Annotated in this window: 14 protein-coding genes; 2 read left to right on the top strand and 12 right to left on the bottom strand. The window is 64.0% G+C overall.

The window, feature by feature from the left end; genetic code table 11:
- The first annotated feature begins 231 nt into the window (after window positions 1-231).
- On the top strand, window positions 232-1,263 hold the full coding sequence (locus JQ617_RS29645; protein ID WP_349630660.1) for an ABC transporter substrate-binding protein: 1,032 nt from the start codon (window positions 232-234) through the stop codon (window positions 1,261-1,263).
- A gap of 138 nt (window positions 1,264-1,401) precedes the next feature.
- On the opposite strand, the gene JQ617_RS29640 is transcribed toward JQ617_RS29645, so the two are convergent.
- The 10 genes from JQ617_RS29640 to JQ617_RS29595 all read right to left on the bottom strand — a co-directional run bounded on the left by JQ617_RS29640 (window position 1,402) and on the right by JQ617_RS29595 (window position 11,418).
- Window positions 1,402-1,818: a hypothetical protein gene (locus JQ617_RS29640; protein WP_212029410.1), complete on the bottom strand. Its 417-nt coding sequence runs from the start codon at window positions 1,816-1,818 to the stop codon at window positions 1,402-1,404.
- Between the two features lie 1,283 nt (window positions 1,819-3,101).
- Window positions 3,102-3,302, bottom strand: a complete 201-nt coding sequence (locus JQ617_RS29635) for a hypothetical protein (RefSeq protein ID WP_063692462.1) — start codon at window positions 3,300-3,302, stop codon at window positions 3,102-3,104.
- Between the two features lie 294 nt (window positions 3,303-3,596).
- Window positions 3,597-5,738 (bottom strand): flagellar biosynthesis protein FlhA, encoded by a 2,142-nt coding sequence (flhA, locus tag JQ617_RS29630; RefSeq protein ID WP_212029409.1) that lies wholly within the window; start codon window positions 5,736-5,738, stop codon window positions 3,597-3,599.
- 296 nt (window positions 5,739-6,034) lie between these two features.
- Window positions 6,035-6,787 (bottom strand): hypothetical protein, encoded by a 753-nt coding sequence (locus JQ617_RS29625; RefSeq protein WP_212029408.1) that lies wholly within the window; start codon window positions 6,785-6,787, stop codon window positions 6,035-6,037.
- Window positions 6,788-7,014: 227 nt separating this feature from the next.
- Entirely contained in the window at window positions 7,015-7,326 is a 312-nt protein-coding gene (locus JQ617_RS29620; RefSeq protein WP_212029407.1) for a copper-binding protein, read from the bottom strand.
- Window positions 7,327-7,342: 16 nt separating this feature from the next.
- The gene (locus JQ617_RS29615) at window positions 7,343-7,795 is read right to left on the bottom strand and encodes a cupredoxin domain-containing protein (protein ID WP_186467748.1); all 453 of its coding nucleotides are present in this window, start codon (window positions 7,793-7,795) and stop codon (window positions 7,343-7,345) included.
- Between the two features lie 32 nt (window positions 7,796-7,827).
- A complete protein-coding gene (locus JQ617_RS29610) occupies window positions 7,828-9,165 on the bottom strand; it encodes a copper oxidase (protein ID WP_212029406.1) in 1,338 nt (445 codons plus the stop codon).
- 13 nt (window positions 9,166-9,178) lie between these two features.
- Window positions 9,179-10,603: a TolC family protein gene (locus JQ617_RS29605; RefSeq protein WP_212029405.1), complete on the bottom strand. Its 1,425-nt coding sequence runs from the start codon at window positions 10,601-10,603 to the stop codon at window positions 9,179-9,181.
- Between the two features lie 9 nt (window positions 10,604-10,612).
- Complete coding sequence (locus JQ617_RS29600) at window positions 10,613-10,897, bottom strand: hypothetical protein (RefSeq protein ID WP_212029404.1); 285 nt, start codon at window positions 10,895-10,897, stop codon at window positions 10,613-10,615.
- A 77-nt stretch (window positions 10,898-10,974) separates the two neighbouring features.
- Window positions 10,975-11,418, bottom strand: a complete 444-nt coding sequence (locus tag JQ617_RS29595) for a hypothetical protein (protein ID WP_212029403.1) — start codon at window positions 11,416-11,418, stop codon at window positions 10,975-10,977.
- A 151-nt stretch (window positions 11,419-11,569) separates the two neighbouring features.
- On the opposite strand from JQ617_RS29595, the gene JQ617_RS29590 reads away from it, so the two are divergent.
- A complete protein-coding gene (locus JQ617_RS29590) occupies window positions 11,570-12,835 on the top strand; it encodes an MFS transporter (protein WP_212029402.1) in 1,266 nt (421 codons plus the stop codon).
- Here JQ617_RS29590 and JQ617_RS29585 read toward each other — a convergent pair.
- Together JQ617_RS29585 and JQ617_RS29580 are read right to left on the bottom strand one after the other, a co-directional pair.
- On the bottom strand, window positions 12,832-13,239 hold the full coding sequence (locus JQ617_RS29585) for a DUF4864 domain-containing protein (RefSeq protein ID WP_212029401.1): 408 nt from the start codon (window positions 13,237-13,239) through the stop codon (window positions 12,832-12,834). The genes JQ617_RS29590 and JQ617_RS29585 overlap by 4 nt on opposite strands.
- Window positions 13,240-13,305: 66 nt before the next feature.
- Window positions 13,306-13,947, bottom strand: a complete 642-nt coding sequence (locus JQ617_RS29580; RefSeq protein ID WP_208608631.1) for a TetR/AcrR family transcriptional regulator — start codon at window positions 13,945-13,947, stop codon at window positions 13,306-13,308.
- Window positions 13,948-14,110 lie beyond the last annotated feature (163 nt).

Below are 14,110 nucleotides of genomic sequence, written 5' to 3'. Positions count from 1 at the left end.
AAACGAGGGCGACGGGGTTGCGCAGTCGGCTGCAGCGGAGTGGTTGCCAGCCTTTGTCCGCTCCGAGGTCCCTTAGCCGACTTTGCGGCACGCTACCGAGAGGTCGCAATTTGACCCCTTGCGGACTTGGAGCCGTCGATAGACGAAGTCGAAACGGTGGTGAAGATTGCTCACCGCCAGTCGTCACCGTCACGCCCGTGATGCCCCAACGACGCTGAACGTCGCGCGATTATGCCGCAGATGCCCAGTGGGTTTCATGCTAAGCTGTCCTGCCTTTGGCAGGGGGGAGCAATGCGACGGCGTCAAGTCATTGCGCTTATCGGCGGGGCTGCGGTCTGGCCGCTTTCGGCAAAAGCCGAAACACCTCTCATCGGATTTCTAAGCAGCAGGTCCGCCCGCGATTCGGGGAGGTTGGTCGCGGCCTTCGAGCGAGCGCTGGGCGAAGTAGGATTTAGCCAAGGCAGAAACCTATTGGTAGATTATCGCTTTGCGGACGGAGCCTTGGACCGGTTGCCCGACATGGCAAGAGAACTCGCACAGCGTCCCCTCGCTGTGCTAGTTGCCGCCGGAGGCTCAAATTCTGCCCTCGCAGCGAAACGAGCGACATCAACGATTCCCATCGTGTTCGTCATCGGCGGTGATCCGGTTCGACTTGGTCTGGCCGCAAGCATCGCGCGTCCCGGCGGCAACGCCACGGGGATAACCATCATTTCCGCCGACCTCGCGCCGAAGCGGCTCGGCCTGCTGCGGGAGCTCGTCCCTAACGCGGGCACCTTTGCGGTCCTCACCAACCCAAACACGCCCGAAGGAAGAGGACAGGCATCGGACATGCTCACTGCGGCACTGGCGCTTGGCCTAAAGCTTCGCATGCTGGAGGCAAGCGATGAGAGGGCAATCGACGCCATATTCGCGACTCTTTCTCAGGAAAAGCCCGACGCGCTCTTGATCGCCAGCGATCCCCTTTTTGACGTTCATCGCGATAAGCTGGTCGCCTCGGTCGCGGCGGCAGCCATCCCCGCGATTTATCAGTTTCGCGACTACGCCATTGCCGGTGGCCTCATGAGCTACGACCCAGATATCGTTGATGCGTATCGGCAAGTCGGAGTCTATGCCGGTCGAATTCTGAAGGGGGCTGCTCCCGCCGATCTGCCAATTCAACAGCCGATCAGATACAATCTAGTCATTAATCTCCGCACGGCCAAGGCGCTTGGGCTTACAATATCACCTAGCTTGCTTGTCCGTGCTGACGAGGTGATCGAATAGCGGCGCATTTCCGGTTGTGGCCCGTTGCTGACCAACACGGCGGTCGGCGATAGCAGCATTTGACCCATCGCCGACTTCGTCCATGGACATTTGAGCTGCTGGGAGTGGCCCGCCGGTACGTTGCAGGAAATTGGTATTCTAAAGGCGCTCCAACCAAGTCCGCGTGTATTCGGGCCTTACTTCTACCCAGAACTGACCTTGGAAGAATGTGCAGCTGCCGACTTCTCGCAATTCGAGACCTTCGACAATTATTGCATTGCCATGTTCTCGTTCGAAATGCTGCACAGCCATTTGGGACATCGCGGTGAGGTCAATCTCATCATTCGATCGAGCCGCTTCATGGACGCTGTTGCGCACCGAGATGATATCTTTCGGATCGAGGACAACGGTCAGGTCAGGTTTGATGAGCAGCGCTTCAACCAGAAAGTCATGGTTCGCTGGAATGGAGGGCTGGATGATCGCCGCATCCATCCCAAAGGAGTTGTTTAGGCTCAAGCGTTCTGAAAGCGTAGTGCGCAGGTCGCCTGTTGGCCCATAGCTGACCTTGCCGCGCATTCGCTGACAGTCAGCGTTGATTCCAACGCCGGAAATTTGACGCGGGGGGGGGGCGACCGATCGAGACCAGCCACAAGCCCTTGCGTCGCTCGATCGCAAAACACCCTAAGCTTGGGGCAATCTACCTCTCCAAAAATATTCCACTTTACCGAAATTCGGAAACGGCGTATCCATCGCGGCAACCCGGCCCAAGGAAGAGGGGCGTATCGCGATCGTCACGAACGCGGGCCGGGCGGCGGTGGGCGTGGGTCACATCGGCGCGAAGGGTTTTTGCAGGGCGGGCAACCGTGAGCGAAACCGTCGCGCGCACGACCGGTGTGATCTGCGTACGGCAAAATCGTGTGGTCCTGGCGCCCGGGGTCTGTGCGCCAAGTCTTGTGGTGATGCGCGGCCCAACCGGGCTCTCGCATCGATCATCCGCAAGGCGACGGGGGCAATAGTGCATCGCTCCCCGGGGAGAGCACGACATAAGCCGTCAAACCACTGCGCAGGGAAGGCCGGATGTTCAGGCTTCACCTGTATGCCGCTGTGCAGATCTTCTGACTGCTACTTCGCACAGTGGACCGCGGGTGCCAGCCGGCACCCGGTCTTCCCTGCGCCCTCTTTCATTCGGGGGTGAAGCGACCAGGCAAAGCTCGGGCGAGATGAGCCGCGAGGATGAGCAGCTATGTCTGACGTTGGAAAAGGTCTCGTGCCCCGGACGCAGCGCAGCGTCTCTTCGACGGTGCGCTGCAGAGCCGGGGCCCATCTATCAGCGCACTGTGAAGCTTCCTGGGTCCCGGCTCTGCGCCGCACCGCTATGCGCTGCGTCGCGTCCGGGACACGAGAGAGGCGGATGTCGCCTCATAACCCGTCATTGCGAGGAGCGAAGCGACGAACCAATCCAGATCCCTCCGCAGTAGGGGGCTCTGGATTGCTTCGCTGCGCTCGCAATGACGACATGGAGAGTTGTGCCCAAGACTGCGCTCTCGTGCCCCGGACGCTGCGCAGCACGAAAGTGATGCGCTGCAGAGCCGGGGCCCATGCATCAGCGAGTGAGCGGCCTCCTGGATCCCGGCTCTGCGCCGCACCGCTGCGCGCTGCGTCGCGTCCGGGACAAGGGAGGAGAGGGTGGTGAATTTCAAGCGTGGGCGCCCGCAGCATACCCCGGACATGAGAAAGCGCCCGTGGGGGGCGGGCGCTTTCTGTAGTCGACTTGGGGTTGGGGTCGTCTACATATCCACGTGGCGACTTTGGGGGGCTGGTAAAGAGCCGCGTGAATTCACAAAACTTGTTTGTTCTCCTTATCGAACGAGGGACGCGTTCGAGCTGGTGATAACGACCGGCTTGCCGGCCTTGATGACGCGGGCCGTCTGGGTCAGACCTTCATCCGAACCCGAGCGTGCCGTGATGCCGAAGCCTGCCAACGCGATCCCTGCGACGAGGGCCACGACCACAATCTTCAGATGGGTCGAGCGATCTGCGCTGTAGATCGAGTGGTTCATGGAAGCCTCCTGCCGCCATCTACCCGAAGTAGTCGCCGGCCGATTGAGGCAGGTTCATGCTTCCGGTGCCCAACAACCTAGTATGGGGGGGATTCGTTCCCAAGGGGCGATCACAAGAGCGTGAAAGGACGTGAAAGATCGCGATCAAAGGCGGCCCTTGATCGTTCTTTTCTATAATTATTTCAAAGTCGTAATGTGCCTGGCGGGCGCTTTTTCCTGTGTTGGTCGACAAGGCGCCAGGAACTCAAAAACCATTTGCCTGTGGCTGAAAAACACACGGCTTCTTAAGGCAAATCAGATGCTTCCGACCGTTTTCAGCCTCGCCCTGGGGTGGATCTCGGCCTGCGACAGCACGGTCGTCTGGGCGCGGAACCGCTCGACCAGGGAGCGGACAAAGGGACGAATTGCCGCAGAGGTCACCAGCACCGGCGCCTCGCCTTCGCGCGCGGCGCGCTCGAACGCCTCGCGCACGCCGGTCATGAACTCCGACAGTTTCGAGGGCTGCATGGCGAGGCTGCGCTCCTCGCCCTGGCCGATGATGGATTCGGCGAAGGCCTGCTCCCATTTCGCCGACAGCGCGATCAGCGGCAGATAGCCGTTGTAGGAGGTGTTCTGCGCGCAGATCTGGCGCGCCAGCCGGGCGCGGACGTGCTCGACCATGGTGGAGGGATTGCGCGAGAAAGCGAGCGAGTCGGCGATGCCTTCGAGGATGGTCGAGAGGTCGCGGATCGAGATGCGCTCGGCCAGCAGCAGCTGCAGCACGCGCTGGATGCCGGAGACCGTGACCTGTGCGGGCACGATGTCCTTGACCAGCTCGCTCTGCTCCTTCGGCAGCTCCTTGAGCAGCTTCTGCACCTCGCCATAGGAGAGCAGGTCCGACATGTTGGCCTTGAGCAGCTCGGTGAGATGGGTCGAGAGCACGGTCGCGGCGTCGACGACGGTGTAGCCCTTGAGCGAGGCTTCTTCCTTGAGGCTGGCATCGACCCAGGTCGCGGGCAGGCCGAAGGTCGGCTCGGTGGTGTGGATGCCGGGCACCTGGACCTGGCTGCCGCCGGGGTCCATGACCATGAACTGGTTCGGCCAGATCTTGCCGGTGCCGGCGTCGACCTCCTTGATCTTGATGATGTAGGTGTTGGCCTCGAGCTGGACGTTGTCGAGGATACGCACCGCCGGCATCACGAAGCCCATCTCGATCGCGAGCGAGCGGCGCAGTGCCTTGATCTGCTCGGTGAGGCGGTCGGTGCCGTCGGGGCCGTTGACCAGCGGCAGCAGCGCGTAGCCGAGCTCGATCTTGAGGTCGTCGATCTTGAGCGCGGCGGAGATCGGCTCTTCCGCCGCAGCGGCGCCCGGCGCGCCGGGCGTGCCCGCGGCAGGCGCCGCGTTGGCGGCTTCCTCGGCCTTCACGGCGGTGCGCTTGTGGTTGCGGGCGTTCCAGGCCAGCGCGCCGGCGCCGGCGCCGAGCGCGAGGAAGGGGATGGTCGGAATGCCCGGCAGCGCCGCCAGCACCAGCATGACCGCCGAGGACATCGCGAGCGCCTGCGGATAACCGGAGAACTGCTTCATCAGCGCCTTGTCGGCGGCGCCGGAGACGCCGGCCTTGGAGACCAGCAGGCCGGCCGCGGTGGAGACGATCAGCGCCGGCACCTGGGTGACCAGGCCGTCACCGACGGTCAGCAGCGTGTAGCTGCGTCCGGCGTCGGCGAAGGACATGCCCTGCTGCGCCACGCCGATGATCATGCCGCCGACGACGTTGATGAAGACGATCAGGAGGCCGGCGATGGCATCGCCGCGAACGAATTTGGAGGCACCGTCCATGGCGCCGAAGAAGCCGCTCTCGTCCTCCAGCGCCTTGCGGCGCTCCTTGGCGACCTTCTCGTCGATCAGCCCGGCGCCGAGGTCGGCGTCGATCGCCATCTGCTTGCCGGGCATCGCGTCGAGGTGGAAGCGCGCGGCGACTTCGGCGATACGGCCCGAACCCTTGGTGATGACGATGAAATTGACGATGATCAGGATCGCGAAGACGATGATGCCGATGACGAAATTGCCGCCCATCACGAAGCTGCCGAAGGCTTCGATGACGTGACCGGCGGCGGCCGTTCCCTCGTGCCCGTGCGACAGGATCAGGCGGGTCGAGGCCATGTTGAGCGACAGGCGCAGCATGGTCGAGATCAGCAGGACGGTCGGGAAAGCCGAGAATTCCAGCGGCGCCTGGATGAACAGCGAGGTCATCAGGATCAGGATCGAGAGCGTGATCGAGATCGCCAGGAACAGGTCCAGCACGATCGCGGGCAGCGGCAGGATCAGCACCACCAGGATGGTGAGGACGCCGAGCGCCAGCGCGATGTCGCCCCGCTTGAGGATCGTGACGATGTTGCTGAGGGAGGGGATGCCGGGCTTGGGGCTGCCTACGCCCTGTCCCGCGGTGACGTCGACCATGGTAGCTGCCTCCCCGCGCGACTGCCGGCCGCGCGCCCCAAACGTCTGCGCGGCGGCCGATGGGCCGCCGTTCCGAAAGTGAGGCACCGCACTGGCGTCCACGGGGGCTCCCGTTCTACGCGGCCGACGACACTCGACTTCACCCGGCAATTCTTGCCGGGTGTATGGTTAGCAAAGGGTTAACGGAGGGGGGCTGGAGGTCAGATCCGGGGGCTGAGGCCCCGGATGCCGGATCCGGACGAAGGCCGCCAGGGCTGCGGCCGGTGGAAGGGGCGGATCGGCTCGTAATCGCGCCGCTAGAGCGACTGCACGACGTCGGCATTGCCCATCGGCGACAGGCTGCCCGACTCTTTCCTGATCGATTCCGCGACGAAGCGAAGCTCCCAGTTCTTGACGAACCAATAGGCCGCAAACGCCCAGAGGCCCGACCATTCCACGAACAGGATGTAGGAATCGTTCGCCCGATCCGTATGCAGGAAGTGCATGATCACTGAGCCCCCCATCGCCAGGAGCATGTAGGCGCCGACCAGGAAGTAGAACGTCTTGAACCGCTTGCGGGCCGTTTCGTCATTCTTGATCTGCGACAGCGTCTGGTCCGAGTACCAGAATATGATGACGCCGATGCACACGAACGCCAGCACCGCGCTGATGCCGTGCAGCGTGATGTTCGGATAGCCGAACGAGGCAAGGGTGAAGGGGCTGGTCTTGTCGGGGATGCCCATCGGAAAGATCGCAACGCCCAGGGTGAATATGCCGGTCAGGCTGAGCCAGCGGTCTTCATTCTTCGAGAAGCCCTTGTAGCGGTACAGGAACACGCCGACGGCGAAGAGCAAGCCGCAGAACCAGAGCCGGGCGGGATAGAGGTCAGCCACGCCCTGAGCGGGGGTCTGGGCGAAATAGTAATCACTCAGCGAGGGCTGCAGGCGAATTCCCCAGAGCAGGCCGATCAGGATCACGACGACCGGGAAAGCCGCCGTCAGCGCGCCCATTCGTGTCCGCAGTTTTCCGTAGTTCTCGATGATGGCCTTGTCGATATGATCTTGTTCCATAATGCACTCCATGACTCCAATGGGCGTCATGTTCGCATTATTTAAGGTTGTGGAAAAGGTCCGGGGTTGTAGCCAAGACGCCGCAGCATCGAACCGCGTGGCTGCAGGCCTGGTGCGGCGCAAGGTCGGGCCGGTCCGCCATCGGAGCTCCCAATGCACCGTGGTGCATTGGGGCTTCCAGGCGTCAGGGCGCGTCGCCTGCAACGATGGTCGGGGAGCGGGCTGTGCTACTTCGCCCTCTCCATCTTCGTCACCGTGTATCCCGATGCCGCCTCCTCGGCCTCGAAGGTCACCTTGTCGCCGACCTTCACCTGCTTGAGCATCGCGGCGTCCTTGACGCGGTAGACCATGGTCATGGGCTCCTCCATGCCGAGACTCTTGGCGGGGCCGTGCTTGAGCGTGATCTTGCCAGCGCCTTCGTCGATCTTCTTCACCTCGCCGCTGATCGAGCCTCCGGCGGCGAGCGCGCCGCAAGACAGACCGAGCGTCAGGCCGAGCGTCAGCGCGAGCGCTGCGGCGATGCGGGTGATCGGGTTCATGGTTCGCTCCATTGCTTCAATTCACGGTGACGTGGCCGACCATGCCGTAGTCGCGGTGGCCGGGGATCAGGCAGGAAAATTCGAATGTGCCGGCCTTGGTGAACTTCCAGAGGATCTCCGCGGTCTTGCTCGGAGCAAGCCGCACCCCGTTCGGATCGTCGTGCTCCATGTGCGGATGCTTCTTCATCACCTCGGCATGGGCGAGGTTCTCCTTGGTCGTCGCGAGCAGGAATTCGTGGTCCTCCTTGCCGACATTGCGCAGGACGAAGCGGATCTGCTCGCCGCGCTTCACCTCGATCTTGGCGGGTGCGTAGTCCATCTCGTTCATCAGGATCTCGACGGTGCGGGCGGGCTTCTTGGGATCGCCGGGCTCGCCGGCCGAAAAGGCCGCGTGCCCGTGCTGCTCATGCGCCAGCGCCGGCGCCAGCGAAAGCGCAGCCAGCGCTATTCCGAGTTTGATCGTCTTCATCTTCTTCTCCAGTTGGTGGTTCATCGAAACGCTCACATCTTCATGTTCTTCATCGGCGGGCCGCCCGGCTTCTGCCGCGCCGGCTCCGCGGCCGGCGATGCGACTTCGTAGGCGACGGTGCCTTGCGGGAATTTGTAGGGGCCGGGATCGCGGTAATCGTCGCGCGCGAGGTTCTCGCGGATCTTCATCACCGTGAACATGCCGCCCATCTCGATCGGGCCGAACTGGCCGGTGCCGGTCATCATCGGCAGCGTGTTGTCGGGCGCGGGCATCTCCATGTTGCCCATCGCCATGCCGGTCGAGCCCATCGCCATGCCGTCAGGCGCGAGCTTGCCGACGGCCTTGGCGAGATCCTTGCGCGACACGCCGATGAGATTGCGCACCTCGTGTCCCATCGCATTCATGGTGTGGTGCGACTTGTGGCAGTGGAACGCCCAGTCGCCGGGATTGTCGGCGAGCACGTCGAACACCCTGACGGCGCCGACCGGAACGTCGGTCGTCGTCTCCGGATATTGCGCGCTTTCCGGCACCCAGCCGCCGTCGGTGCAGGTCACCGCGAAGCTGTGACCGTGCAGATGGATCGGATGGTTGGTCATGCTGAGATTGCCGATGCGCACGCGCACCTTGTCGCCGAGCCGCACCGGCAGCGGATCGATGCCCGGAAACACCCGCGCATTCCAGGTCCACATGTTGAAGTCGGTCATCTCGTTGACCTGCGGCAGATAAGTGCCGGGATCGACGCGATAGGTGCTCATCACGAAGACGAAGTCGCGATCCACGGGCCGGAAACCCTGATCGCGCGGATGCACGACGACCATACCCATCATGCCCATCGCCATCTGCACCATCTCGTCGGAATGCGGGTGGTACATGAAGGTCCCGCTCTTCTTCATCTCGAACTCGTAGACGAAGGTCTTGCCGGGATTGATGTGCGGCTGGGTCAACCCGCCGACGCCGTCCATGCCGCTCGGGATGATCATGCCGTGCCAGTGCACGGTGGTGTATTCGGGCAGCTTGTTGGTGACGAAGATGCGAACCTTGTCGCCCTCGACCGCCTCGATGGTCGGGCCGGGCGACTGGCCGTTGTAGCCCCACAGGTTCACCTTCATGCCCTCGGCGAATTCGCGCACCACGGGCTCGGCGACGAGATGGAATTCCTTCCAGTCGCCGTTCATGCGGAACGGCAGCGACCAGCCGTTCAGCGTGACCACGGGGCGGTAGTCCGGCCCGCCAATGGGATGCAGCGGCGGCTGCGTCACCACCTTGTCCATCGTGGGCGCCTCCGGAATCGACGCGGCCTGGACGCGGCTGCTGATGGCCGACGCGCTGGCAAGCGCGGCGGTCCCTAAAAATCCTCGGCGGGAATACATGCTGGCCTCCATCTCAGTGGCCGCCGTCGGCAGGCGCTGCCGCGGCGATGGTGGTCGAATTCTCGCCGCCGGACGCAGGCGCGCCGCCGCCATTCACGGCAGTCTGCAAATCGGACTGGGCGAGGAAGAATTTCTGCTTGGCATCGATCGCGCCGCGCAACGACGCCAGGCGTTGCCGTGCCTCGGTCAGAAGCGCGAAGATATCGACCTGCATGCTGGAGAAGCGCAGCTGCATCTCCTCGGTGATGATCTTGCGCAACGGGATGATCTCGCGCTGGTAGTGGCTCGCGATGTCGTAGCTGGAGCGATAGACACGATAAGCATCGCGCGCTTCCGAGCGGACATTGACGGCGCGCTCGGTCAGGCGGTTGAAGGCGAGGTTGTAGGTCTCGGCGGCCTGCCGCACCCGCACCTCGCCGCCGTCGAAGATCGGGATCTGGAACTGCACGTCGAAGCCGCGTTCGCGAAACGGCGGGCCCTCGGGGTCCTGGGTGCGGCGGGAGATGCCGGCGAGATCGAACAGCGTCACGAAGCGCGTCGCCTCGGTGAGGTTCAGCGATTTGGCGAGGGCCGTCAGCTCCAGTCGCGCGATCTGCAGGTCGACGCGATGCGCCACCGCGTCGGCTTCGATTCCAGGCAAGCTCTGCGGCCGGCGCGGCAGCGGCGGCAACTGGTTGGGCAGACGGAAGTCGAGGCCGTCGTCCCACAGCCCCATCAGCCGTGCGAGTTTTTCGCGCGCGCTTGTCGCGCTCTGCCGCGCGGTGGCGAGATCGGCTGTCGTCTCCGCATAGAACACCTGCTCGCGGGCCTGGTCGAGCTTGTTGAGCGAGCCGGTCTCGCCGAGCTTGACCGCAAGCTGTGCAGTCGATTCCGCCGTCGCCTTGGCGTCGGTGAGCAGCGCCACCATCTCGTTGCTGGCGACGGTGCGGACATAGGCGCGGCGCACATCGGCCGCGAGCCGCAACGTCGCCAGCGCCGCGCGCAATTGGGCCTGACGGAAGCGGTCGCGGGCGATCTCGGAGCGGAACGGCAGTGTTGCGAGCGCGAGGATGTCGCCGACCACCTGACGCTCGATCTCGCTCGCGCCGTTGCCCGTGATCCGCGAGATCGAGAACACCGGATTGGGCGGCAGGCTCTGCTCCACCAATTCGGTCTCGGCCAGCGCAAGCTCGTTATAGTTGGCCTGCAGTCCCTTGTTGTTGAGCAGCGCGATCTGCACCGCGGTTTCGATGGTCAGCGGATGCGCCAGCAATCGGCGGACGGTCGCGTTGACGGTCTCCGCGCCTTCAGGCGTTCGCACGAAGGCGACGTCTTTCCTGATGGTCTGGCTGGTGAGCTCCGAGACTGTCGTCATGCCGCCGTCCGGCGAGAACGCCATGCAGCCGGAGAGCCCGAATGCTGCGAACACGAGCAGGCCGCGCGCAAGATGATGTGTCATGGGGCGCTCCTACCGGTCCTGCTTCGGCTGCGGCGTGACCGCGTCGTTGCGGTCGCGCCACGGCGCCGGCGTCGCCGGCCTGAGGCTGGAGTAGGGCGCAATGGTCGAGCGATAGCCGACAGGCGCCACTCTCGCCGCGGGATCGGCAGGATCAGCGCCCGCGACCTGCGTGGTCGCCGGCATGCAGCCGGACAGCGCGAGCGCAATCACGGCTAGCAGCGGCCAATTAAATAGAGTATGTCGTCCACGCGCCGCAGATGTGGCGGCGAACTTCGCCCCGGAAAGCGCAAGCATGATTTATCCTTGATCTGTCGTGAGACCACAGGTGTGCGCGCGCGGAAGCGCGCCGGACCTGACGTCGTCGAATTAGATCAGGCGATGGGGGGGCGATAGTGCCGGGACGGCGCCGCGCTGTGCAGGCTGGCCACGATCTCGGGCGCGCAAGTCGACATCGGCTGGACCGGTGTCGCGACGCTGGGCAGATCGGCCGGCAGGGCGCTGACGCACATCATCGCGCAGCAAGGACCAACTGTTCCCTTGCCGTCATGATGATGCGACGCCGGTGCGTCCTGTGCCGCGGTCTGCTGATGCGCATGCGCGCCGGCGTGGTCGTGCGAGGCGCCGTCATGCGTGTGGCCCGCCTGCATCTGGTGATGCGCCGGCACGAGATCGGCGAGAAGCGCGTCGTCAAGGCACGGCGCCGGGCCAGTGCCCCAGGCCAGTGCCGCGGCGGGTGCGAGCACGCAGAACAGATAGGCGAGAGCGATGATCCGCCCCACCCTGATCCGCATCGATCGCGTCAACCGCAACAACATTCCGCCGATATGCTCCTCGCGCGGCAATGTTGCACACGCTGATTGCAAACTAATGGCAAAACGCGCATCCGCCAAGCTCCTTCTTACCGCAGTGCACCGCGCATGCCCAATATATCGCCACGTTGGTTGACCGTGTGGTGATCCGCGGGCCATGTTCCGCTCCGTGCACGCGCCAATTCATCCCGGACAAACACCAGATTCCTTCAGCCCTGATTCCCGTCAGGCCTGGATGCGGCTTGTCATTGCGCTGGTGATCGGTTCGATCGGCGGCGTCGGCATGTGGGCGATCGTCGTGATGATTCCCGCGGTGCAGGCCGAGTTCGCCGCCACGCGCGGCGCGGTGTCGCTGGCCTTTACCCTCATGATGTTCGGCTTCGGGCTCGGCGGCGTGATTGCCGGCAAGATCACGGACCGGTTCGGCATCGTGCGGGCCATGGCGATCAGCATCGTCTTCCTCGGCATCGCCAACACGCTGGCCGGGCTGTCGACGCAGCTCTGGCAGTTCATCGCGGCCTATTTCCTGATCGGGCTCGGCACGTCCGCGACCTTCGCGCCGCTGATGGCGGAGGCCTCGCACTGGTTCGAGCGCTATCGCGGGCTTGCCGTGACCATCGTCGCCAGCGGCAATTATGTCGCCGGCACGATGTGGCCGCCGATCGTGAACTTCGGCATGCAGTCGATCGGCTGGCGCCACACCCATATCGGCATCGGCATCGTCTGCGTGGTGCTGATGACGGTCCTGGTTCTGGTCCTGCGCGCGCAGATCGGCAATGACACGGTGCACGACCATGCCAAGGCGCCGCCGCCGCGGGTCGATCTCAAGCTCTCGACCAACACGCTGACCGTGCTGCTCTCGATCGCCAGCATCTCCTGCTGCGTCGCCATGGCGATGCCGCAGGTGCATATCGTCGCCTATTGCGGCGACCTCGGCTATGGCGTGGCGCGCGGTGCCGAGATGCTGTCGCTGATGATGGCCTGCGGTATCGTCAGCCGGATCGGTTCGGGTTATCTCGCCGACAAGATCGGCGGCATCCCCACGCTGCTGGTCGGATCGCTGGCGCAAGGGTTTGCGCTTGTGTTCTACCTGTTCTTCGACAGCCTCGCCTCGCTTTACATCATCTCGGCGATGTTCGGCCTGTTCCAGGGCGGCATCGTGCCGAGCTACGCGATCATCGTGCGCGAGGCGATGCCGGCCAGGGAGGCCGCAACCCGCGTCGGCATCGTGATCTTCGCCTCCGTGTTCGGCATGTCGTTCGGCGGCTGGGTGTCGGGCGTGATCTTCGATGCCACCGGCTCCTACGGCGCGGCCTTCGCCAACGGCGTCGCTTGGAACGCGCTCAACATCGGCATCGTCGTGCTGCTGCTGATCCGCTCGCGGATGGGCTCGGTCAGAGCCGGGCCGGGTTTTGCGACTTAGACCGCCTGTCCGGCCTTCAGCAGCGTGCAGCCGGTGATCTTGTAGCTGCCGTCGGCCTGCTGCTCGAGCGTGTAGAGCGCCTCCCAGGCTTCGCCATTGGCATCGACGATGTGGACGCGCTGTGCGATCCAGCTGCCTTCGACCTTGCTCTCGCCGAATTCAAAGCTCTTGTGGCGATAGACCGGTGCGTAGCCGTTCTGCACCATCGACATGAAGATCTCAGGCGCGGGAAAGATCTCCTTGATCGCGGGGGCGGCGTAGGAATAGGCGGCGCTCGCATCGTCGCGCACGAAGGCCTGCTCCTGGGCGCGGATGACGGCCTGTGCGGTCGCGACCTCGTCGGCGCGTGCTGAAAGGCCGATGAGAGCGACGCTGAGGGCGACGAGCAGGGTGGCAATGCGCATGGCAGGCTCCGCGTTGAGATCCCGGCGGGGCCGATCCTAGCACGCCCCATCGGACATACGGGCGGGCTATCGCTTTCGTTTCACCGCGGGCTTGGCGGGCTTCGCCGCGGGGCGAGCTTTGGGCTTGCCCGCCGGCTGCACCCGCAAACCGTCGACGAACACGTCGAGCATCCGCAGCACGGACGACTGCCAGCCGGGCTGATCGTGCATGTAGCACATGCCGATCAAGGCCCTGAGCAGATCCTCCGGGCTGATATCGCCGCGCATCTCGCCGGCTGCAACCGCGCGCTCGAGCAGCGAGCCGATCGCCTTGGTCAGCCGGTCCATCGAAAAGGCGGCGAGCTCCGACGTGCTCTGGAACGTCAGCGCCAGCGCGGCCGACATGCCTTTCTTGGTGGCTACGAACTCGACCGTGGAATTCAGCCAGCGCCTGAGCGCGTCGACCGGATCCTTCGCATTCTTCAATTGCTCGGCGAGCTCGCTGAGCTGCTCGACCTCGCGCCGGTACACCGCCTCGAACAGATCCTCGCGCGTCGGAAAATGCCGGTAGAGCGTGCCGATGCCGACGCCGGCGCGTTTCGCCACGGCTTCCAGGCTCGCCTCGGGCCCGCCGGCGCTGAACACGGCCTTGGCCGCCTCCAGCACGCGCTCGCGATTGCGCACGGCATCGGCGCGAGGCTTTCGGCTATGGTCGGTGTGGTCGTCCATATCAGGCAATGTAGATCACGAATTGGTTAGATTGAACCCTTGTTGAACCCTTGCAGCACTGCATCGCGTTGTACGCGCACGGGCTTTTGACGAATTCCAAATATTTCCGGGCGGCCCTTGTTAAGCGGAGGGTGCCTCCGTATCTTCTTCGATGTGCCGGCCC

The organism is Bradyrhizobium sp. KB893862 SZCCT0404 (genome assembly GCF_018130885.1).
GTDB lineage: Bacteria > Pseudomonadota > Alphaproteobacteria > Rhizobiales > Xanthobacteraceae > Bradyrhizobium > Bradyrhizobium stylosanthis.
Note: the sequence above shows the minus strand (reverse complement) of the source record. Positions and strands in the feature narration are given on the sequence as shown.